Below are 18,079 nucleotides of genomic sequence, written 5' to 3' on the forward strand. Positions count from 1 at the left end.
TTTGCCCCGCCCTAGGCGCGCGCCCGCGAGGGGGCAACCTTCCATGCAGGGCCATCCCCGGCTAGAGCGCAATCAATGCAAGTAGATGGCAATCCGATCACCCCCGCCGGCATGGCCGCGCTGCGCGCGCGCTACGACCATTTGCTCGACACCGAGCGGCCCGCCATCGTCGAGGTTGTGAGCTGGGCTGCGGGCAACGGCGATCGCTCGGAAAACGGCGATTACCTCTATGGCCGCAAGCGCATGCGCGAGATCGACCGCGAATTGAACTTCCTCGCCAAGCGGATGAAGGCCGCGCGCGTGATCGATCCCGCCCGCCAGCCAGACCAGACCCGCGTCCTGTTCGGCGCGACCGTCGAACTCGCGGATGAGGACGACACCCGCATGACCCTTACGCTTGTCGGCGATGACGAGCAGGACGCCACCGCCCGCCGCATCGGCTGGAGCGCCCCCATCGCCCGCGCCCTGCGCGGCGCCAAAGTGGGAGACCTGCGCAAGGTGCATCTGCCCGGCGGCGAGAAGGAATGGGAAGTGATCGCGATCAGCTATCCCGCCGCCTAAATTCCTCCCGCGGGGCTGACGGAGGGGCAACCCTTAACGAAACGGCGCGTTCAGCCGCACGATCGCCCAGTTCAGCCAGGCCGCAAAGCTCACCCACGCCAGATAGGGCAGGATCAGCTTCGCTGCGAAGGGCGAGATCGGCCAGAGCCCCACAACCAGCGCCACCAGCGAGGCCCACAGGAACACGACCTCGATGAGCGCCCAGTCCGGCCGCCGCAGCTTGAAGAACAGCGGGCTCCACAAGAGGTGGCACAGCGCATTCACGCCAAACAGGATTACCACGCTGGTGCGCGCCGCATCATCAGCAGCAGCGCTCCAGGCGGTTGCCGCAGACCACGCCGCGAGCCCCAGGATCACCGTCCACGCCGGGCCGAAAAGCCAATTCGGCGGTTGCAAGCGCGGCTTCCTGAGGTTTGCATACCAGGGGCCGATCGGCGTCATCAGCCCGCCCACGGCGCCAAGAGCAATCGCGCCGCCAGCGGCCACGAGTACGGGTGTCGATATCAAGGGAGTGCGCCGATCTTGCCAGAGGTTGCCTCAACATGGCAGGTTTATCCCGCCGGCGACAGGCCTTTCCCGCCGGCATCCTGATTCGGACGCGCCTTCCCCTTCGGCCCACGCTTCTCCGGCGCGCGCGGGCACGCACGCACAGGCGCAGCGTGATCAGGGCACCGTTGGCGATGCCTTCGCCCGCCGCCCCCTCGCCATCCTCCGCATCAGCCGCTATCACCGCCGCCATGTCCAGCCCCCGTTTCTTCATCATGCGCCACGGCGAGACGGTCTATAACGCCGCGCGCCGCCTTCAAGCGAACCACATCCACACCCCGCTCTCCCGCCTTGGGGTCGAGCAGGCGCTGGCCATGGGCGTCGCGCTGCGCGGCATGCTCGGCACCTCGCCCAAAGTCACGCTCCACGTCTCGGAAACCGGCCGCGCGCTGCAGACCATGGCGATGATCGCCGATGTGCTGGGGCTCGATTGGTTCGCCGCCCGCCGCACCCACGATCTCAAGGAAATCGACATGGGTTCGTGGTGCGGCCGGCTCTACGATGACGTCGAGGCCGAGATCGGCCCCATCGTCATCGCCGATCACCTGCTGCGCCCCGCCCCCGATGGCGAGGATTACCCGATGATCGCCGCCCGCCTCGCCAACTGGCTCGCCGAAGTCAGCGATGCGCCGGGTGATCACATCGTCGTCATGCACGGCATTTCCAGCCGCGTGCTGCGCGGGATGATGGCGGGCTATCCGGTCCACCCCGATCTTGGCGCGCCCATCGCCCCCTCGCTCGTGCAAGGCTCGATCGCGCTGCTCGAAAACGGCTGCGAAACCGTGCTGTTCGGCTCCGAGCGAGGCAGCGAGCACGCCTGATGGGCGAGATCGTGAACCTCCGCCTCGCCCGCAAGGCCGCCGCGCGCCGCAGCAAGGAGGCCGAAGCCGCCACCAACCGCGCCGCCCACGGCCGCACCCGCGCCGAGCGCGAGGCGACCCGCGCCGAAGCGACACGCGCCGCCCGCCTGCTGGACGGCGCCAAGCGCGAAGGCCACGATTGATGCGCTCGACCAGCGAAAGCACCAGCGTCCGGCTCTATCACCTGAGCGACGGCCCCGAAGGCGGCGCGGCGCAGACGCTGCTCTATGGCACGCTGACCGAAGCCCTCGCCCTTGCCGCGCAGCAGCCGGACGAGATCCAGGCCGATCTCTTCATCGCGACCGACAACGATGTTGTCGCCTATCTCGATCTGATCGATCCATGAAACGCGCCCTTCTTGCCGCCGCGCTGCTAGTCGGTGCCCCCACGGCATTCGCGCGCGACAGTCTCGGCATCTGGAACAGCTGGGGCGCCTTCTCCGATGCCGGCGTGCCGCGCTGCTATGCGATCGCCATGGCCGACAAGGTCGAGGGCCGCGTGAACGAGATGCAGCCCTATGTCACGGTCGGCAATTGGCCCCGTCGCGGCGCGCGCGGCGAAGTTCACGTTCGTCTCTCGCGCAAGATCGGCCCCGGCGCCACGGTATCGCTCTCGGTCGGCGGCCAGCGCTTCGCGCTCGTCGCCGGCGCGGCGGATGCATGGGCCGCCGACCAGCGCATGGACGCCGCTATCGTTGCTGCCATGCGCTCCGCCTCAAGCATGAGCGTGACGGCCCGCAGCGACACCGGCCGCACGTTTACCGACACCTACACTCTGGCCGGAGCCGCATCCGCCATGGACGCCGCCCTGCTCGGCTGCGCCCAGAACTAAAGCCGCAGCCCGACACCGCCGAGGAACTGCTGCCCGCGCAAGGTCCGGCCATAGTCGGAGAAGCGATACTCGGCCCTGAGAAACAGGCGCTGCGTCACATCGACTTCGCCGCCCCCGCCGACAGTCCAGCCGCTGCCATGAAATGCGCGGCCTGTATCGTAAGTCACCTCGTGATAGGCGTAGCCGCCGCGCACAAAGCCGCGCAGTCTGCTGGTGACCGGCACCGCGAGCCGCACCGCAGCCGAGGCAAACACACCCTGATCGGCGCGGCGCGTTCCAATGATCCGGTTTGCGCTCGAACCGCCCAGATCACCTTCCACACCTGCGATCACCGGGCCGAGTTGCCAGTCAAAGCCAAGCTGCCCGCCATAGTAGAACCCGTCGCTCGCCCCGGCCCCCGGTGCACCATCGGTGCGTTCAAGGCCGGCAAGCGCGGTCACCCGCAGGCCGGTGGGATCGGCCAGCGCGGGCGATGCGCTGGCGGCGAGGAGAACTGCGGCGGCAAGAGCGAGGCGGGCCATGGCATGAGACCTTTGCGAAGGGGACTTGTCCCAAGGTTCGCGTCAGACCGGCCAGCCGTTACAGCCCCACGGCCCGCAATTTGCACCCCAATTTGCACGGGCGCGCGCTTGCCCCTATATGCGCGCGATGCAGATTGAGCCCCAAATCTCGCCCATGTCGATCCCGGGACATTTCGATCCCGTACCTGTCCCCCGCGAGGTCACGCCGCGCGCCGACGGGCGGGTGGACCTGATCGGCCTGAGCCGCGCGCAGATCGCCGCGCTGTTCCTCGATGCCGGGCTCGATGCCAAGGCCGCCAAGCTGCGCGCCAAGCAGGTGTTCCACTGGCTCTACCACCGCGGCGTAACCGGCTTCGACGCGATGACCGATATCGCCAAGACCATGCGCCCATGGCTGACCGAACGTTTCGTGATCGGCCGGCCCGAAGTGGTCGAGGCGCAGGTCTCGAACGACGGCACGCGCAAATGGCTGCTGCGCACGGCAGACAATCACGATTTCGAGATGGTGTTCATCCCCGATGCCACGCGCGGCACGCTCTGCGTCTCGAGCCAGGTCGGCTGCACGCTCAACTGCCGTTTCTGCCACACCGGCACGATGCGGCTCGTGCGCAATCTCACGCCGGGGGAAATCGTCGGCCAGGTCATGCTCGCGCGCGATGTGCTGGGCGAATGGCCGCGCGGTTCGATGGCCGCGCCCGAACTCGATGATGCCGAGGATGATGAGGGCACCGACTATACGCCAGACGGCCGCCTGCTCACCAACATCGTCATGATGGGCATGGGCGAACCGCTCTACAACTTCGACCACGTCCGCGATGCGCTCAAGGTGGTGATGGACGGCGACGGCCTTGCCCTCTCCAAGCGCCGCATCACGCTTTCGACCAGCGGCGTCGTGCCGATGATGGCCCGCGCGGGCGAGGAAATCGGCGTCAACCTCGCGGTCTCGCTCCATGCGGTGACGAAGGACGTGCGCGACGAGATCGTGCCGATCAACCGCAAGTACGGGATCGAGGAACTGCTGCAGGCCTGCGCCGATTATCCCGGCGCATCCAATGCCCGGCGGATCACCTTCGAATATGTGATGCTGAAGGACAAGAACGACCGCGACAGCGACGCGCACGAGCTTGTCCGTCTGCTGCGTCAGTACGGCCTGCCCGCCAAGGTCAACCTTATCCCGTTCAATCCCTGGCCCGGCGCGCCGTATGAATGCTCGACGCCCGAGCGCATCAAGCGCTTTGCGGAGATCGTCTTCAACGCCGGTATTTCCGCCCCCGTGCGCACCCCGCGCGGCCGCGATATCGATGCTGCCTGCGGGCAGCTCAAGACCGCGGCCGAACGCAAGTCCCGCGCCGAGGTCGACCGGCTTCTCGAAGAAAAGCAGGCCGCGCTCGGCTGAGACTCCTTAGCTCGCCGAGAAGCTGCTCGAAAGCCGGAAGGTCGTCTGCGCACCCGCACCGTTGACATAGCGGACGCGGTACATCGTTGCCGTGCCAACCGCGCCGCACGTCCGCACCGAGATATTGGCACCGCTGCCTGCCGCCACCGCCTGGCTCGCGATCGCCTGATAGCTCGTACCGGTATCGAGCGACTGGTCGATGAACAGCGTGCCGGCCTGATCGGCAAACGCGGTCGCATTGAAGAAGGCGAACTGGCCCGCGCTGTTGGCACGGCCCGTCCCGGTGAACGTGGCCGAAGCGGCCAGCGCGGCCGTGCTGTCGGTAAATCCGTTCCCGAGGTTGACGCTGCCGGTGATCGTCGTCGTGCCGGTCACCGAAACGCTGCCAATGCCCGAAGCGCCAGCCGCGAGTGAAACGCCGCTCGAAGGGGCGACCTGCTGCTTCTGGCTGAGCACAACCGCAACAGTCCCGCTCGTATAGGTGGATACGCGCGCGCGGACGAATGCCGCCGAGGAGACGTAGGTATAGATCCCGGCGGCTGTCGATGTGGTAACCGGCGCCGCGTTGGCCGCCGCCGCCGAAACGACCGGCAGCGTGGCCCAGTTGGTGCCATCATTCGATTGCTCATAAGTGATCGTGCAGGTCGTGCCGGCGCTGGTCACCTGGAACGAGCCGCCCATGTAGAGGTTGTTGCTGGTCGAAACCACCACAGCGGCCGATGTCACGCTGCCCGCAAGCGTCGCACCCTCGCTACACGAACGGTAGATTGCCGAAAGCCAGCCGGTGATGCCTGTCCCGCCGGCGGGCATCGCGGTGCCCGTGATCGCTGCCGCGCCGGGCTCGATATTCGCAAGATCGCTGGCAAGCCCCACCGAAAGGCTTGCCGCAGAGGCCTTGGGCCCGAGGCTGGCGGGAAGCTGCCCGGAAATCGCGGCGAGCGAGGTGTTTCCCGACGTCTGGTTCGCAGCCGTCGCAGCGCCCGCCGGCAGCGGCAGACTGGCCGCGCTCACCGCCTGCGTCCCCACACTGCCAGCAAGTGCGACGGGAAGTGGCGCCTCGGCGCTGACAGTCTGTGCCGTCCCATCGGCGTTGGCGAAGGCGACGGCATTGGCGGGGGTGAACATCGCAGGAAAGGTCACGGGCGGATTGGGCATGGCTTTTTCTCCAGACAGACAGGGAAGGCGACAGAAAACTAACCCATATGGTTCGTGTAGGAAAGTTGTTTGATCCAGACCAGCGCTTCGTCGCGCCCTGCCCTCACCTCATCGCCTTTGGAGCGGCGTTCATCTTCGGTTGGGCATGATGCGCACAGGCTTGAGCCACTTGATCCGTCACGCCACGACACATCAGAAGGATGCTCATTCATGAACAGGTTCATCATCGCCGCAGCCCTCGCCGCAACGACCCTGGGCGCAGCCCCCGCGCTGGCTGATCCGCCATCGTGGGCACCAGCTCATGGCCGCCGTGCTCACAACGCCGAGTACGATCGATATGGCCGCTACGCCGAGCCGCGCCCCCTCACCAGCCGCGACCGCGTCTGGCGCGGCCGCGATGGGCGCTACTATTGCAAGCGCAGCAACGGCACGACCGGCCTCGTCATCGGCGCTGTCGGCGGTGCTCTCGTCGGCCGCACAATCGATACGCGCGGCGATCGCACCCTCGGCACGCTCCTGGGCGCGGCGGGCGGTGCCCTGCTCGGCCGCGAAATCGAACGGAGCGGTTCGCGCTGCCGCTGATGCATCGCTCTTATACGCTGCATGGCTTGCCCATGGAGCCACGGCGGGCCATAGGCCGAAACACTGGTTAACCGCTCTATGAGGTCGCCCGATGTCCATGATTTTGCTTGATGCCGCGCTGCGCCGTCTGGTGAAGCACGGAACGCTGACCTTGACCGAGGCTTCGGGCCGCCAGCGCCACTATGGCACGGCGGCCCCGGGCTGGCCCGATCTCGGCCTGAAGCTCCACGACGCGCGCGTGCCCGGCGCCATTGCGCGCAATCCCAGCCTCGGCATGGCCGAATGCTTCATGGACGGGCGGGTCACGATCGAGAACGGCGACATCCTGGATTTCGTCGGCTTCATCCGCCGCAACAATCCTTGGGAAAAGGGCGGCGATCTCGACAACCTGAACCTGTTCGACAAGGCCCGCGTGGCGATCACCGGCCGGCTCGATCAGATCAACCAGCGTCGCTCCTCGAAGCGCAACGTTGCGCATCACTACGATCTCGACGACCGGCTCTACGACTTGTTCCTTGATCCCGCACGCCAGTACTCCTGCGCCTATTGGGACGAAGGCGTCACGACGCTCGAAGAAGCCCAGATCGCCAAGATGGATCACATCGCGGCGAAGCTGGACCTCAAGCCCGGCATGCGCGTGCTCGATATCGGCTGCGGCTGGGGGGGCCTCGCACTGCACCTGCACAAGATCTCGGGCGCATCGATCCACGGCATCTCGCTGAGCGTCGAACAGATCGGCTATGCCAAGGCCTGGGCCGAGCGCGAGGGGGTCTCCGACAAGGTCACCTTCAGCCTCACCGACTACCGCGACCAGCAGGGGCCGTTCGACCGCATCGTCTCGGTCGGCATGTTCGAGCATGTCGGCGTGCCCAACTACGAGACCTTCTTCCGCAAGTGCCACGATCTGCTCGCGGTCGATGGCGTGATGCTGCTCCACACCATCGGACGCTCTGGTCCACCCAACATCACCGACGATTTCACCCGCAAGTATATATTCCCCGGCGGCTACATCCCCTCGCTGAGCGAGACGGTGAAGGCAATCGAGCCATGCAAGCTCATGCTCACCGATTGCGAGATCCTGCGCCGCCATTATGCCCTCACCTTGCGCGAGTGGTACAAGCGCTGCGCCGAGCAGGAAGAAACGATCACGCGCATCTACGACGGGCGCTTCTTCCGCATGTGGCAGTTCTATCTCGCGGGCGCCGCAACCGGCTTTGAACATGCCGATCTGGTCAACTTTCAGCTCCAGATCGTGCGCAACCGTGATGCCTTGCCGCTCACCCGCGACTACATCCACGAGACCGAACTGGGCTACCGCGCCGCGCGCAAAGGCTGAGGCCGCCTGCCGACAGGTTGCATGGCGCGCGCGGCCCTGCTAGCCGCCGCGCCATTCCTTGCACCAGTCCTATGGGAATCTCGCTGCCATGTCTGATCTCAAGCGCTCCGATATCAAGCGCGTCGTCCTTGCCTACTCCGGCGGTCTCGATACCAGCGTCATCCTCAAGTGGCTGCAGGTGACCTATGGCTGCGAGGTGGTGACCTTCACCGCCGATCTGGGCCAGGGGGAAGAACTCGCCCCCGCCCGCGCCAAGGCCGAGCTGATGGGCGTGAAGCCCGAACACATCTACATCGACGACCTGCGCGAGGAATTCGTGCGCGATTTCGTCTTCCCGATGATGCGCGCCAATGCCCGCTATGAAGGCGATTACCTCCTCGGCACCTCGATCGCGCGCCCGCTCATTTCCAAGCGCCTGATTGAAATCGCGCGCGAAACCGGTGCGGACGCGGTCGCCCACGGCGCCACCGGCAAGGGCAACGATCAGGTCCGCTTCGAACTCTCCGCCTATGCGCTCGAGCCGGGCATCAAGGTCATCGCCCCGTGGCGCGAGTGGGATCTCACCAGCCGCACCGCGCTGATCGCCTGGGCCGAGGAACACCAGATCCCCGTGCCGAAGGACAAGCGCGGCGAGAGCCCGTTCTCGACCGACGCGAACCTCCTCCACACCTCGTCCGAAGGCAAGGTTCTCGAAGATCCGTGGCAGGAGACGCCGGACTACGTGTACAGCCGCACGGTGAACCCGGAGGACGCGCCGGACGTGCCGGAATACATCACCATCGACTTCGCGCGCGGCGACGGCACCGCGCTCAACGGTGAGGCGATGTCGCCCGCCACGCTGCTTGCCGCGCTCAATGATCTGGGCCGCAAGCACGGTATCGGCCGGCTCGATCTCGTCGAAAACCGCTTCGTCGGCATGAAGAGCCGCGGGATGTACGAAACCCCGGGCGGGGAGATCTATGCCCGCGCGCATCGCGGCATCGAGAGCATCACACTGGATCGGGGTGCCGCGCACCTCAAGGACGAGCTGATGCCGAAGTACGCCGAGCTCATCTACAACGGCTTCTGGTTCAGCCCGGAGCGCGAGATGCTGCAGGCCGCGATCGACCACAGCCAGGCACGGGTGAACGGCACCGTCCGCCTCAAGCTCTACAAGGGCAACGCCTCCGTCGTCGGCCGCAAGTCGGCGGACAGCCTCTATTCCGAACGCCACGTGACGTTCGAGGACGATGCCGGTGCCTACGACCAGAAGGACGCGGCGGGCTTTATCAAGCTCAATGCGCTCCGGCTGAGATTGCTGGCGCAGCGCGGGCAATAAGCGCCAATGCCGTAACCCATTATCGCTCATGCTGAGCTTGTCGAAGCATCTGGCGCGACCGCCGCGCCAGCACCCTTCGACAAGCTCAGGGTGAGCGGATGGGGATCAGTACGAATCGTCACAAAACGAAAACAAAGCGGTTTCCGCAGCTTGCGAAGTTGTCCACCAGCCATTGGGCTGCCTGTGGATAACTTTGCATCTTGCTGCTTGTGCGACTCATCACTCAGGCGCAGCATCTGTCTTGTCGAGAGGGAATCGAAGCCCGAGAAAAGCGCCGCAAGGCACTGATTGAAAGGCAGAAATCTCCTGATCGGGCCGGACTGGAAAGTATGTTTTGAAACCACTTTCAGCGTGCTGAGGCGCGCTCTGGGAGGGGTGGAGTGCAGACCGGAAAGACCGGCACCGGAGGCCGAAATGGCGTCCCGAAGCAAGGCTGATGCGGCAAGGCCGATGGTCGCAAGACCGGGGGCAGCACCCAACAAACGCCAAGCGAGGGGCAGCACGCCAGGACGCGCGGAAGGGCCCTTGCCTTCCCGAGGGAGGCACCGTCCGAAGGTGAGGCCGCAAGGCCGGACCGGAGGGAGCGGCGCCCGAAGAAAGCGCAAGGAAACACGCTCGCAGCAGCAGGACGCGCGGCAACGCGCAGAATGCGGTACGGGCACCAGCGACTGCCAGGCCCATGTGGTCAGGAACTGCGGACGCCGCAGGACTGAAGGCGGAGCTGACAAGGAAGCGCCTGCTTGCAGGCGGGACCGAACGGCGAAGCGGACCGGAGGTGCATCGTTCGAAAGAACGGGCCGTTCGAAAGGACGGGAACCGAAGGGCAGGGAACGGCGGAAGGACGCGGTGAGCTCAGGCGCTGGAAAGCCAGAGTGCCAGCAGCGGCGACAGTGGGGGCCGGCAGCAATGCCGGCCCCCATTTGGTTTGGGCATCCGGTTTCTGCCCCCCATCCCAAGCCCGGCTCTGCGCCCCGCAGCGAGACGAAGTTGACACGGTTGACACAGTCCTGAGCGAAAACTGTCACCCCCCTCACCCCCCCAAACCCCTGCCCGCGCGGGGCCCGAAGTGGCGGGTTGTGAAGGATTCGCGAGGCATTCAGGAATCATGCCGCAGAGCGATGGCTGTAGGACAGCGGTTTATAAATAACAGACGCGTCTGTTATTTATGGAGGGGATGTGGGTGATCTCAGGAAAGGGACCTATATACGTGTGCGACCCACAGAAAGAGAAAGAATCCTGAGTTGCCAAAGGCTTGAAAAATTGTCTTTCCTCAGAACAAGTTACCGTTTGACAAGACCTTTCTGCGAGACTCTTTGGCAATCCGAAGGAGACACGCCATGTCCAAGGTTTCGCTGATTCAAGCCGATTGCCTGACCGCCATGAAGGCGATCCCAGACCGCAGCGTCAACATGGTACTATGCGACCTGCCCTACGGCACCACCCAAAACAGTTGGGACAGCGTAATGTAGATTTGCGCTGAGAATTGACCCGGGAGGGGCATAATTTCCACTGAGAAGTGACCCATGTTCTGACCTTCCCCCTGGCTGCCTGGTCGGGGGACATTGGAGTGATCGACATGGCTTTATTGAGCGTTATCCGGCGCTGGCACTTTCGTGATGAGATGCCGATCCGGGAGATCGAGCGACGCACAGGTTTGTCGCGCAACACGATCCGCAAGTACCTTCGTGCCGGGACAGTTGAACCCAAGTTCAAGGTTCCCGAGCGGCCGAGCAAGCTGGACCCGTTCGCCGAGAAGCTGTCGGGTTGGCTGCGGATCGAGGCAGGCAAGTCGCGCAAGCAGAAGCGCACGGCCAAGCAGATGCACGCCGACCTCGTCGCTTTGGGATATGAAGGATCCTACGGCCGGGTGGCGACGTTTGTGCGGGGCTGGAAGGCGGACCGGCAGCGTGATGCCCAGACCAGCGGGCGCGGCACGTTCGTGCCGTTGGTGTTCGAGGCTGGTGAAGCCTTCCAGTTCGACTGGAGCGAGGACTGGGCGGTGCTTGGTGGTGAGCGGGTCAAGCTGCAGGCCGCCCACACCAAGCTCTCGCACAGCAAGGCGTTCATCGTTCGGGCTTATCAGCTGCAGACCCACGAGATGTTGTTCGACGCGCTGACCCAAGCGTTCCGTGTGCTTGGCGGCGTTCCCCAGCGCGGGATCTTCGACAACATGAAGACTGCAGTCGACCGGATTGGTGTCGGCAAGGCGCGACAGGTCAACGCCCGCTTTGCCGCAATGGCCAGCCATTACCTGTTCGAGCCCGAGTTCTGCAACCCAGCCTCGGGGTGGGAGAAGGGACAGGTCGAGAAGAACGTGCAGGATGCGCGTCGCCGATTGTGGCAGCAGCTGCCGAGCTTCCCGGATATCGATGCGCTCAATGCCTGGCTCGAGGAACAGTGCATCACGCAATGGGGCGAGATCCAGCATGGCGGCTTGCCCGGCACCGTGGCCGACGTTCATGCCGCGGAGGTGGACAGCCTGATGCCGCTGGGGCGGCCCTTTGACGGATTTGTCGAGCACACCAAGCGGGTATCGCCGATCTGCCTCGTGCACTTTGAGCGCAATCGCTACAGCGTGCCCGCCTCGTTCGCCAACCGGCCGGTCAGCGTCAGGATTTATCCCGAGCGGATCGTCGTGGCCGCCGAGGGTCAGATCCTGTGCGAGCATTCCCGGATCATCGACCGGTCCCACCACACTGGCGGGCGGACGGTCTATGACTGGAGGCACTATCTGGCGGTGATCCAGCGCAAGCCGGGAGCGCTGCGCAATGGCGCACCGTTCGCCGAGATGCCCGAGGCCTTCAGGCAGCTGCAAAGCCAGCTCCTGCGCCGCCCCGGCGGCGATCGGGAGATGGCCGAGATCCTGGCGCTGGTGCTGCAGCATGACGAGCAGGCGGTGCTTTGCGCAGTCGAACTGGCGCTTGAGGCGGGCGTTGCCACCAAGACCCACGTCCTCAACCTTCTCCACCGCCTGACCGACGGGAAGGCACCTCCAGCATCCCCGATAGATGCGCCTCAGGCGCTGCGCCTTGCTCAGGAGCCTCTGGCCAATGTCGGGCGCTATGATGCCCTACGCGATGGAGGGCTGCGTCATGCGTCATGATCCTGCCAGCGCCGCTGTTGTTGTCATGCTCAAGGCGCTGAAGATGTACGGCATGGCCCAGGCGGTCGGCGACCTTATCGAGCAAGGCGCGCCGGCCTTCGACGCGGCCGTGCCGATCGTCTCCCAGTTGCTCAAGGCCGAGATGGCCGAACGCGAGGTTCGCTCGATCGCCTACCAAATCAAGGCAGCCCGGTTCCCCGCCTACAAGGATCTGGCCGGGTTCGACTTTGCCGCCAGCGAGGTCAACGAAGCACTGGTCCGGCAACTCCACCGCGGCGAGTTCATCGATGGTGCCGATAATGTCGTTCTGATAGGCGGGCCCGGCACCGGCAAGAGTCACATCGCGACCGCGCTCGGCGTCCAGGCGACCGAGCATCATCGCAAGAAGGTCCGGTTCTTTGCCACAGTCGATCTGGTCAATGCCCTCGAGCAGGAAAAGGCCATGAACAAGGCGGGCCAGCTTGCCGAGCGCCTGCTGCGCCTCGACCTCATCATCCTCGACGAGCTGGGCTACCTTCCGTTCAGTCCATCAGGCGGTGCACTGCTGTTCCATCTGCTCAGCAAACTCTACGAGCGCACCAGCGTCGTCATCACCACCAATCTCAGCTTCAGCGAATGGGCCCAGGTATTCGGCGATGCCAAGATGACCACCGCACTACTCGATAGGCTCACCCACCACTGCCACATCCTCGAAACAGGAAATGACAGCTTCCGCTTCAGGGCCAGTTCCGCTGTCCCCAAATCCAGAAAGGAAAAATCACCGGCTTGACCTACGTCCCGTACAGCGGGACATAACTTCCACCCGGGTCAATTCTCGATGAAAATCCCGGGTCAATTCTCAACGCAAATCTACAGCCCAGATGCTCTCGAACCCATTGGTGTTGATCAAATACTTACGAAAGCAATCCCCGCCGAATGGTTCACCGTGTGCTGGATGCAGACCCGTGACAAGCTCCGGAAAGAAGCGTTTTCATCAGTGACGAAAAGGCTGCCAGCTTCGTCATTCTCGTGCACGGCGGACTGAACATTTCGCGCCGATAGGTTGGTGTCAGGCCGGTACGCAACTTGCCTTCACGCTCCAGAATACCAAGGACGGCGACCTTGCAAACACCACCCTACCTGCCGCACGTCCGCTGCCAAACGTGCTTGTTCTTTTCCTTGCTGCCAACGACATTCTCATCTGCCTCAACCTCTCCGGTCAAGAGGCGATTGAATGACTGGGTTTGCGCGGCATGGCGAAGCCGGTGAAGAACAAACCACGCCGACTTCTGTGTGATGCCCAAGTCTTTTGCGAGCTTGGTGCTGGCGATGCCCTTCTTGTGCGAGGTGATCAGCCAGATTGCCAATATCCAGGTGCGCAAAGGTAACTTGCTATCCTCGAAGATTGTCCCGGCGCGAATCGACGATCGCTTCCGGCAGTCACCGCACTTATGGGTACGCTTGTCGGCAAAGTGATAGACCCGCGCAGAATTGCAGTGCGGGCAAAACTTGCCCTGCTGCCAACGGATCGCTGTGAAGTGGTCGATCGCAGTCTGCTCATCGGGGATTTCCTGCATCACTTCGAGCAGACTGCTGAAGGTTTTGGGCACCCTCGTTCTCCGTTCTGATGCTTGATGTATTGTTATATGTGCAACCAAAGTCAATGGGTCACCGAAGTAAACATACCTAAAGCAATCTCCACGCTCACAGAATGGCAGTGGTTATCATTGGCGTTGCCAAGTAGAAAAGCGAATTTCAAACATTCAACTTTAGCGACATGAAACCGCAAGCTCGGTTTACTCCACAGATCAGCGGCTAGTCGCTTGGCCGACCGACGCTTTGAGCAAGCCGACGGCAGAAGATGCAAATACTCCCGGGATGCAAGGGCGGTGGCCCTTGCCCGCCGGAGGCTCTTTCCTTTGGCTGGCTTGCGGTTTGGCGCTCTGGATTGCTTCGCTTTGCCCGCAATGACGAGGGGTGGTTAGCAGGATAGGCGGCGCGGTTGGTTCAACCGCTTAGCCAATCGGCGGCGATTTCGCCCTTGTGGCCCTCGGGTGCGAGGGCGGTGCGCAGGGATTGCAGGAGGGGCGGCAGGGTTTGGGTGAAGGCGTAGGGCGGGTTGATGATGAACAGGCCCGCGCCGTTGTAGATGCCGGGTTGGTCGCTATCGTAGAGCCAGTGCTCCACCCACAGCAGTTTCGGGATGCCGAGCCTGCGCAGTTGCTCCTTCCAGCGTTGATGCGCGGCGCGGTCTTTCAGGGGATACCAGATTACGGTTACGCCGTGCGCCCATTTGCGGTGTGCGGCGGCGAGGGTGGCGGTGATGCGGGTGCGTTCGTCGGTCTGCTCGTAGGGCGGATCGACCACGACCACGCCGCGCGGGGTGCGGGGTGGCAGCATCGCCAGCCAGAACTCGTAGGCGTCACGCTCGTGCACGGCGGCGGGGGTGCCGCGCATCGCGACGCGCAGGGTGTGGGCGTCCTCGGGGTGCTTTTCGTTGAGGATCAGGGAATCCTGCGGGCGGAGCAGCTGCGCCAGAATTCGGGGCGAGCCGGGATAGAGGTACGGCTCGGCGCCGGAATTCACGGCTTCCACGGCGGCGCGGTAGTCGATCAGCAAGGGGCTGGGATCGGCGAAGGCCCGCAGCACGCCTTGCGCGGCTTCGCCGGTGCGGCCGGCTTCCTCGCCTTGCAGATCATATAGCCCGCAGCCGGCGTGGGTATCGATCAGGGTCAGCGCGCTCTCTTTTAGCTGCAAGGCGCGCACGAGGGCGATGAGCAGGCTGTGCTTCACGACATCGGCGCTGTTGCCGGCATGGAAGGAATGGCGATAATTCATGGCAACTGAAAATCCTGACGCTCTGCCTTGTGCGGCCGGCCTGCCCGCGATTGCCGGGTGCGCGGCGATGGAAGCAACCAAAGAGGTGCTCGTATCGAACCGGGCGGAAACCTTCAAAGCCCTTCTGCGCGGGGGTTCATTCCTTGTGGACTGGCAGGCGGCACGGGCTAGTATGGCGGGATGGCATCGCCGCTTCCCCTCAAGCTCAAGCTCCAGATCCTGTGCGGCGATGAAGTTGCCATGGGGCCGGGCAAGGCCGATCTGCTGGAGGCAATCGCGCAGCATCATTCGATTTCGGCCGCGGGGCGGGCGATGGGGATGAGCTATCGGCGGACCTGGCTGCTGGTCGATGCGATGAACCGGTGCTGGCAGGGTCCGCTGGTTGCCACGACGCCCGGAAACCAGAAGGCCGGGGCGCAGCTGACGCCGCTGGGCGAGGCGATCCTTGCGCAGTATCGCGCGTTGCAGGACGAGGTGGAGCAGGTGAGCACGCAGCGGCTGACCGCGCTGGTCGACCAGTTGCTGCTACCCTCCCCCCGCCCCCAGCGGCATCGTGACAAGCAGGAGGGCGACAAGCGGGAGGGGGACGAGGCCCCGGCGGACGGACCTAGCGCCGCAGCCTGAGCGTGACGCCGACGGTGCGCGGATCGCTCGGTGTGCCGAGGATCAGCCCGGAGTTGCCGGCCTGAATGGTGAGGTTCTGGATATAGTTCGCCCCCAGCAGATTGCGCGCGAACACGGCGATTTCCCAGCCCTTGCCGTCCGCATCCTCGCGCCGGTAGCCGATGCTCGCGTTGGTGAGGTTGTAGCCTTCGATCCAGGTGTAGCGTGAGAGGGTGGGATCGCCGAAATAGCCGCTGCGCCAGTTGCTATCGGCATGGAGCACGAGCGCGCCACCGCCTGCGGGCACGGCATAGTCTGCGCCGAGAGTTTCGGACCAGCGCGGCAGGCCGGCGAGCCGCTGGCCGGTGAGATTGCAGGCTGCGGTGGCCGCTGTCTGCACTTCGAGCGGGCACGGGCCGGCGGGATAGCTGGTGTAGGTCCCCTCGCCATAGGCCAGCGCGCCGGTGAGGGTGAGCGCGCCGATCCGCAGCGCGGCATCGGCCTCGATCCCCTTCACGCGCACTTCGGGGATATTGGAGAGGTAGCCGCGCAGGGCGACGGTCTGGCTGGAATCGACGACGGTTGCCTGAAAATCGCGGACTGTGGTGTGGTAGGCGGCAAGGTTGAGGGTGAGGCGGCGGTTCCAGATCTCGGCCTTGATGCCGGCTTCCCAGGTCGTGTTGCGCTCGGGCCGGACGACGGCGGTGGCAAGCGCGGGCTGGTTGGCGGTGTCGAGCGGGAGGCCCGACATGTTGATGCCGCCCGATTTGAAGCCGCGCGCGAAGCTGGCGTAAAGCAGCACGGCTTCGAGCGGCTTCCACGCGATGTTGGCACGGCCGGAGAGGCTGCCGTCGGAAACGCTGGCGGAATAGCTCTGGGGTCTGAGGACGCCGAGCTTGGCGTTGTTGAGCGCGGTGCTGGCGGTGGTGAGGCCGCCGAAGACGGTGGTGCTGTAGTCGCCCTGCTTGTTCTCCTGCGTGTAGCGCAGGCCGCCGGTGAGGGTTAGGCGGGGGAGGATGCGCCAGTTCACCTCGGCAAAGGCGGCGTAGCTATCGACGGCGAAGCGCGTGTCGCCGGACTGGCCGTAGCCATCGAGGAGGTTGGCGGGGACGGGCGTGGCGTTTGCGCCGGTCGTCCGGCCGATCAGCCACGGCGCGGCATAGGGGCCGTAGACGCTGTCGGGATGGCCGCTCAGCACCTGGCGGAAATAGTAGAGCCCCGCAACGTAGCTGAGGGCATGATCGCCATTGGAGGCGAGGCGCAGTTCCTGGCTCAGCTGATCCTGCCGCGAGGGGATGCGCTGGATGAGCTGGATGGGCAGGCCGGTGTAGTCGCGATCATTGGCAGCATCCCAGTTCCAGAAGCGCCATGCGCTGATCGAGGTGATCGTGGCGGGGCCGATGGTCCAGTCCGCCGTGGCCGCGACACCGCCCTCGCTGGTTTTGACCGCGAGTGGCGCATCGATATCGGTGAGGCGGTCGTAGGGATTGGTGCTGGGGGGCGCGTAACCTGCCGCCGCTGCGAGTGCGGGGAACTGGCGGCCGGGGGCGCGCAGGCTGGTGCCAACGCGGAGATAGACCTGCGTGCAGCACTCGCTGCTGAAGTTCGAATAGTCCGCGATGAGCCGCAGCCTGAAATCCGCCGAAGGCTGCCACAGCACCTGCCCGCGCACCGCCTGCGTGCCGAGCGTGTTCTGATCCTGCCCGGTGCGCACGTTGCGCAGCACGCCGTCGCGGCGGGTGATGGTGCCCGATAACCGATAGGCCAGCGTATCGCCGGCGAGCGGCCCGGTTGCCGAAACGCGCGCCTGGACGAAGCGGCGCTCGCCCACGCTGAGTTCGAGGTTCGCGCCGCTGGTGAAGGCGGGCGCGGCCGAGACGATGTTGATCGCGCCCGCCGTGGTGTTCTTGCCGAACAGCGTGCCCTGCGGACCGCGCAGGACTTCGATCCGCTCGATATCGGAAAAGTCGAACGCCGCCGTGGCCGGGCGGGCATGGTAGACGCCGTCGACATAATAGCCGACGCCCGGCTCCAACCCGTCGTTCGCCTGGCTGACCGCGACGACGCTCGATCCCAGGCCCCGGATGGTGAAGGCGGTGTTGCGCGGATTGGCGGAGGAATAGTTGAGCGCGGGGACCAGCGTGGTCAGCCCCTGCGTGTTGAGCGTGTAGGACTGATCGAGCCACCTGCCCCCCACCACGGACAGCGCAGCCGGAACATCCTGGGCGTTCTCCGGTCGCTGCCGCGCCGTGACGATGATGGCTTCGCTGGTGCCGTCCGATGCCGGCGCTTCCTCCGCCATGGCGGGAACGGACAGGAGCAAGGCGGCGCCGGTGAGCAGGCCGGTCGCGAGAGTGGTGCGCAAGAAAGTCCCCCAAGGTTGTCCAGCAAATCTATATTTCAGCATATATAGATTGCGATGTGAGGCAAGCCGGGCCAGCAACCGATGG

At 64.8% G+C, this 18,079-nt stretch carries 20 protein-coding genes; 13 read left to right on the forward strand and 7 right to left on the reverse strand.

Annotation, left to right across the window (positions count from 1 at the left end; genetic code table 11):
• Positions 1 to 75 precede the first annotated feature (75 nt).
• Positions 76 to 561, forward strand: coding sequence for a GreA/GreB family elongation factor (locus tag ACO06X_RS05530; protein ID WP_421838967.1), 486 nt, complete (start codon positions 76 to 78; stop codon positions 559 to 561).
• Between the two features lie 33 nt (positions 562 to 594).
• Here the strand turns inward: ACO06X_RS05530 and ACO06X_RS05535 are convergent, their stop codons facing one another.
• The gene (locus ACO06X_RS05535) at positions 595 to 1,068 is read right to left on the reverse strand and encodes a TspO/MBR family protein (RefSeq protein WP_298167982.1); all 474 of its coding nucleotides are present in this window, start codon (positions 1,066 to 1,068) and stop codon (positions 595 to 597) included.
• Positions 1,069 to 1,298: 230 nt separating this feature from the next.
• Between ACO06X_RS05535 and ACO06X_RS05540 the strand changes: the two genes are divergently transcribed.
• Genes ACO06X_RS05540 through ACO06X_RS05555 form a run of 4 tightly spaced genes read left to right on the forward strand, consistent with a single transcriptional unit; the run spans position 1,299 to position 2,798 of the window.
• A complete protein-coding gene (locus ACO06X_RS05540; RefSeq protein WP_421838968.1) occupies positions 1,299 to 1,928 on the forward strand; it encodes a histidine phosphatase family protein in 630 nt (209 codons plus the stop codon).
• The gene (locus ACO06X_RS05545) at positions 1,928 to 2,110 is read left to right on the forward strand and encodes a DUF4169 family protein (RefSeq protein ID WP_298167976.1); all 183 of its coding nucleotides are present in this window, start codon (positions 1,928 to 1,930) and stop codon (positions 2,108 to 2,110) included. Before ACO06X_RS05540 ends, ACO06X_RS05545 begins: the two co-directional genes overlap by 1 nt.
• Complete coding sequence (locus tag ACO06X_RS05550) at positions 2,110 to 2,313, forward strand: hypothetical protein (RefSeq protein WP_421838969.1); 204 nt, start codon at positions 2,110 to 2,112, stop codon at positions 2,311 to 2,313. Before ACO06X_RS05545 ends, ACO06X_RS05550 begins: the two co-directional genes overlap by 1 nt.
• Positions 2,310 to 2,798 (forward strand): invasion associated locus B family protein, encoded by a 489-nt coding sequence (locus ACO06X_RS05555; RefSeq protein WP_421838970.1) that lies wholly within the window; start codon positions 2,310 to 2,312, stop codon positions 2,796 to 2,798. The genes ACO06X_RS05550 and ACO06X_RS05555 overlap by 4 nt, the downstream gene beginning before the upstream one ends.
• Here ACO06X_RS05555 and ACO06X_RS05560 read toward each other — a convergent pair.
• A complete protein-coding gene (locus ACO06X_RS05560; RefSeq protein WP_421838971.1) occupies positions 2,795 to 3,319 on the reverse strand; it encodes an outer membrane protein in 525 nt (174 codons plus the stop codon). The genes ACO06X_RS05555 and ACO06X_RS05560 overlap by 4 nt on opposite strands.
• A 118-nt stretch (positions 3,320 to 3,437) precedes the next feature.
• Here ACO06X_RS05560 and rlmN point away from each other — a divergent pair, with 118 nt between their 5' ends.
• Positions 3,438 to 4,715, forward strand: coding sequence for a 23S rRNA (adenine(2503)-C(2))-methyltransferase RlmN (rlmN, locus tag ACO06X_RS05565; protein ID WP_421838972.1), 1,278 nt, complete (start codon positions 3,438 to 3,440; stop codon positions 4,713 to 4,715).
• A gap of 6 nt (positions 4,716 to 4,721) precedes the next feature.
• On the opposite strand, the gene ACO06X_RS05570 is transcribed toward rlmN, so the two are convergent.
• Positions 4,722 to 5,870 (reverse strand): hypothetical protein, encoded by a 1,149-nt coding sequence (locus ACO06X_RS05570; RefSeq protein ID WP_421838973.1) that lies wholly within the window; start codon positions 5,868 to 5,870, stop codon positions 4,722 to 4,724.
• Between the two features lie 210 nt (positions 5,871 to 6,080).
• Between ACO06X_RS05570 and ACO06X_RS05575 the strand changes: the two genes are divergently transcribed.
• From ACO06X_RS05575 to ACO06X_RS05585, 3 genes are all read left to right on the forward strand, one after another.
• On the forward strand, positions 6,081 to 6,452 hold the full coding sequence (locus ACO06X_RS05575) for a glycine zipper 2TM domain-containing protein (RefSeq protein WP_421838974.1): 372 nt from the start codon (positions 6,081 to 6,083) through the stop codon (positions 6,450 to 6,452).
• 97 nt (positions 6,453 to 6,549) lie between these two features.
• Entirely contained in the window at positions 6,550 to 7,788 is a 1,239-nt protein-coding gene (locus ACO06X_RS05580) for a class I SAM-dependent methyltransferase (RefSeq protein ID WP_421839859.1), read from the forward strand.
• 88 nt (positions 7,789 to 7,876) lie between these two features.
• On the forward strand, positions 7,877 to 9,106 hold the full coding sequence (locus tag ACO06X_RS05585) for an argininosuccinate synthase (protein ID WP_421838975.1): 1,230 nt from the start codon (positions 7,877 to 7,879) through the stop codon (positions 9,104 to 9,106).
• A 26-nt stretch (positions 9,107 to 9,132) separates the two neighbouring features.
• On the opposite strand, the gene ACO06X_RS05590 is transcribed toward ACO06X_RS05585, so the two are convergent.
• A complete protein-coding gene (locus ACO06X_RS05590) occupies positions 9,133 to 9,537 on the reverse strand; it encodes a hypothetical protein (protein ID WP_421838976.1) in 405 nt (134 codons plus the stop codon).
• A gap of 906 nt (positions 9,538 to 10,443) precedes the next feature.
• Between ACO06X_RS05590 and ACO06X_RS05595 the strand changes: the two genes are divergently transcribed.
• From ACO06X_RS05595 to istB, 3 genes are all read left to right on the forward strand, one after another.
• Positions 10,444 to 10,575: a hypothetical protein gene (locus ACO06X_RS05595; RefSeq protein ID WP_421838977.1), complete on the forward strand. Its 132-nt coding sequence runs from the start codon at positions 10,444 to 10,446 to the stop codon at positions 10,573 to 10,575.
• A 107-nt stretch (positions 10,576 to 10,682) separates the two neighbouring features.
• Positions 10,683 to 12,209: an IS21 family transposase gene (istA, locus tag ACO06X_RS05600; protein ID WP_421836316.1), complete on the forward strand. Its 1,527-nt coding sequence runs from the start codon at positions 10,683 to 10,685 to the stop codon at positions 12,207 to 12,209.
• A complete protein-coding gene (gene istB / locus ACO06X_RS05605; protein WP_421839854.1) occupies positions 12,199 to 12,978 on the forward strand; it encodes an IS21-like element helper ATPase IstB in 780 nt (259 codons plus the stop codon). The genes istA and istB overlap by 11 nt, the downstream gene beginning before the upstream one ends.
• 346 nt (positions 12,979 to 13,324) lie before the next feature.
• Here istB and ACO06X_RS05610 read toward each other — a convergent pair whose 3' ends face one another.
• Together ACO06X_RS05610 and ACO06X_RS05615 are read right to left on the reverse strand one after the other, a co-directional pair.
• Positions 13,325 to 13,798: a transposase gene (locus tag ACO06X_RS05610; RefSeq protein WP_421838978.1), complete on the reverse strand. Its 474-nt coding sequence runs from the start codon at positions 13,796 to 13,798 to the stop codon at positions 13,325 to 13,327.
• 397 nt (positions 13,799 to 14,195) lie between these two features.
• Positions 14,196 to 15,026 (reverse strand): 23S rRNA (adenine(2030)-N(6))-methyltransferase RlmJ, encoded by an 831-nt coding sequence (locus ACO06X_RS05615; protein ID WP_421839860.1) that lies wholly within the window; start codon positions 15,024 to 15,026, stop codon positions 14,196 to 14,198.
• Between the two features lie 180 nt (positions 15,027 to 15,206).
• Here ACO06X_RS05615 and ACO06X_RS05620 point away from each other — a divergent pair, with 180 nt between their 5' ends.
• The gene (locus ACO06X_RS05620) at positions 15,207 to 15,650 is read left to right on the forward strand and encodes a winged helix-turn-helix domain-containing protein (RefSeq protein WP_421838979.1); all 444 of its coding nucleotides are present in this window, start codon (positions 15,207 to 15,209) and stop codon (positions 15,648 to 15,650) included.
• On the opposite strand, the gene ACO06X_RS05625 is transcribed toward ACO06X_RS05620, so the two are convergent.
• Positions 15,634 to 18,036 carry a TonB-dependent receptor gene (locus tag ACO06X_RS05625; RefSeq protein ID WP_421838980.1) on the reverse strand — a complete coding sequence of 801 codons (2,403 nt, stop codon included), beginning with the start codon at positions 18,034 to 18,036 and terminating at the stop codon, positions 15,634 to 15,636. The two genes, ACO06X_RS05620 and ACO06X_RS05625, sit on opposite strands and share 17 nt — an antisense overlap.
• Positions 18,037 to 18,079 lie beyond the last annotated feature (43 nt).

The organism is Novosphingobium sp. (assembly GCF_965229225.1).
Lineage (GTDB): Bacteria > Pseudomonadota > Alphaproteobacteria > Sphingomonadales > Sphingomonadaceae > Novosphingobium.

Coding starts and splice junctions, on each gene's coding strand:
- ACO06X_RS05545 (WP_298167976.1), top strand. CDS start 1,928: ATGGGCGAGATCGTGAACCTCCGCCTCGCCCGCAAGGCCGCCGCGCGC.
- istA (WP_421836316.1), top strand. CDS start 10,683: ATGGCTTTATTGAGCGTTATCCGGCGCTGGCACTTTCGTGATGAGATG.
- ACO06X_RS05580 (WP_421839859.1), top strand. CDS start 6,550: ATGATTTTGCTTGATGCCGCGCTGCGCCGTCTGGTGAAGCACGGAACG.
- ACO06X_RS05625 (WP_421838980.1), bottom strand. CDS start 18,036: ATGCTGAAATATAGATTTGCTGGACAACCTTGGGGGACTTTCTTGCGC.
- ACO06X_RS05530 (WP_421838967.1), top strand. CDS start 76: ATGCAAGTAGATGGCAATCCGATCACCCCCGCCGGCATGGCCGCGCTG.
- ACO06X_RS05575 (WP_421838974.1), top strand. CDS start 6,081: ATGAACAGGTTCATCATCGCCGCAGCCCTCGCCGCAACGACCCTGGGC.
- rlmN (WP_421838972.1), top strand. CDS start 3,438: ATGCGCGCGATGCAGATTGAGCCCCAAATCTCGCCCATGTCGATCCCG.
- ACO06X_RS05585 (WP_421838975.1), top strand. CDS start 7,877: ATGTCTGATCTCAAGCGCTCCGATATCAAGCGCGTCGTCCTTGCCTAC.
- ACO06X_RS05620 (WP_421838979.1), top strand. CDS start 15,207: ATGGCATCGCCGCTTCCCCTCAAGCTCAAGCTCCAGATCCTGTGCGGC.
- ACO06X_RS05570 (WP_421838973.1), bottom strand. CDS start 5,870: ATGCCCAATCCGCCCGTGACCTTTCCTGCGATGTTCACCCCCGCCAAT.
- ACO06X_RS05560 (WP_421838971.1), bottom strand. CDS start 3,319: ATGGCCCGCCTCGCTCTTGCCGCCGCAGTTCTCCTCGCCGCCAGCGCA.
- ACO06X_RS05615 (WP_421839860.1), bottom strand. CDS start 15,026: ATGAATTATCGCCATTCCTTCCATGCCGGCAACAGCGCCGATGTCGTG.
- ACO06X_RS05595 (WP_421838977.1), top strand. CDS start 10,444: ATGTCCAAGGTTTCGCTGATTCAAGCCGATTGCCTGACCGCCATGAAG.
- ACO06X_RS05550 (WP_421838969.1), top strand. CDS start 2,110: ATGCGCTCGACCAGCGAAAGCACCAGCGTCCGGCTCTATCACCTGAGC.
- istB (WP_421839854.1), top strand. CDS start 12,199: ATGCGTCATGATCCTGCCAGCGCCGCTGTTGTTGTCATGCTCAAGGCG.
- ACO06X_RS05555 (WP_421838970.1), top strand. CDS start 2,310: ATGAAACGCGCCCTTCTTGCCGCCGCGCTGCTAGTCGGTGCCCCCACG.
- ACO06X_RS05540 (WP_421838968.1), top strand. CDS start 1,299: ATGTCCAGCCCCCGTTTCTTCATCATGCGCCACGGCGAGACGGTCTAT.